At 63.1% G+C, this 1,506-nt stretch carries 2 protein-coding genes; both read left to right on the forward strand.

Features of this window, described 5'->3' with window-relative positions; all coding sequences use genetic code 11:
• The coding region (locus EOC06_RS37110; RefSeq protein WP_128310104.1) for an aldehyde dehydrogenase family protein at positions 1 to 1,078 on the forward strand (1,078 nt) is incomplete at its 5' end.
• Between the two features lie 25 nt (positions 1,079 to 1,103).
• Positions 1,104 to 1,506: aldehyde dehydrogenase family protein (locus EOC06_RS37115; protein ID WP_164898992.1), on the forward strand; the 403-nt coding region annotated here is incomplete at its 3' end.

A 1,506-nucleotide genomic window follows, 5' to 3' on the forward strand; every position in this document is an offset into this window, starting at 1 on the left:
CAACTACACGCGCCGCGAGCCGCTCGGTGTTGTGGCCGCGATCACACCGTGGAACTCACCCTTGATGCTGGCGACATGGAAGCTTGCTCCAGCGCTCGCGGCCGGCAACACGATCGTCTGGAAGCCGTCGGAATTCTCGTCGGTCTCGGCGTTGTTCTTCGGCCGGCTTTTCGAGAAAGCGGGCTTTCCCAAGGGCGTCGTCAACATCGTCACCGGCTTCGGCCATGAAATCGGCGACCGCCTCGTCACCCATCCAGATGTCGCGAAAGTGGCATTCACCGGTGGTGATGCAACCGGCCGCCGCGTCTATCAGGCTGCCGCCGGCGGCCTCAAGAAGGTCACGCTCGAACTCGGCGGTAAATCCGCCAACATCGTTTTCGCCGACGCCAAGATGGAGGCAGCCATTCCCGGCCTCGTTTCCGGAATCTTTGCCGCGACGGGGCAGACCTGCATTGCAGGCTCTCGCGCGCTTGTGCAGCGCTCCGTCTACGACCAGGTGACGGAAAAGCTGGTCGCCTTCGCAAAGACCGCGAGGATTGGCGATCCGCTCGATCCCGAGACCCAGGTCGGTCCGATCACCACCTTGCCCCAGCGCGCGAAAGTGCTCGACTACATCAGCATCGCCAACGGTGAGGGCGCTGCGCAATTGCTCGGCGGCAAGATACCCGAGGACAAATCGATTGCCGATGGCTGGTTCGTGGAGCCGACGATCTTCGGCAACGTGAAGCAGTCCATGCGCATCGCCCAGGAAGAGGTCTTCGGACCGGTGCTGTCGGTGATTCCCTTCGAGGATGAGGATGAGGCGGTGGCCATCGCCAACGACACCATCTACGGGCTTGCGGCCGGGATGTGGACGCAGGATCTCGGCCGCGCAATCCGCTTGCCCGAGCGGCTCGAGGCCGGCAGCGTCTGGGTCAACATGTACCGCGCCACCAGCTATCTCTCGCCTTTCGGCGGCTACAAGCAGTCGGGCATCGGCCGGGAGAACGGCCAGACCGCCATCTACGAATATCTTCAGGAAAAAAGCATCTGGATCGATGCCGGGAATTCCGTTCCCGCGCCTTTCGTCCAGCGCTGATCGAAGAGACCGTTCGGAGGAAGTCATGAACATACGTTTCGATGCCGTGCCACCACTCGATCCCAAGGTGGCGGCGTTCGTCGGCGGCAAGCACGCGATGCTGATCGGCAACGCATGGCTGCCGGCGGCCTCCGGACGGTCGCTCGACGTCATCGACCCCTCGAATGGCCGGGTCATCGCGCAGGTGCCGGCCGGAGATGGCGCCGATGTCGATCTGGCGGTCAGGGCCGCGCGAACGGCGATCGACGGTCCATGGTCGAAAATGGTGCCGGCCGAGCGCGCCAGGCTGATCTGGAAACTCGCCGATCTGATCGATACCAATGTCGATATGCTGGCGACGCTCAATTCCTATGAGAGCGGCAAACCGATCGGCGATTCCCGCAATGGCGAGGTGCCGTTCACGGCCGAGACGCTCCGCTACTATGCGG

The sequence above is a fragment of the Mesorhizobium sp. M7A.F.Ca.MR.362.00.0.0 genome, from assembly GCF_004023175.1.
Classification (GTDB): Bacteria; Pseudomonadota; Alphaproteobacteria; order Rhizobiales; family Rhizobiaceae; genus Mesorhizobium.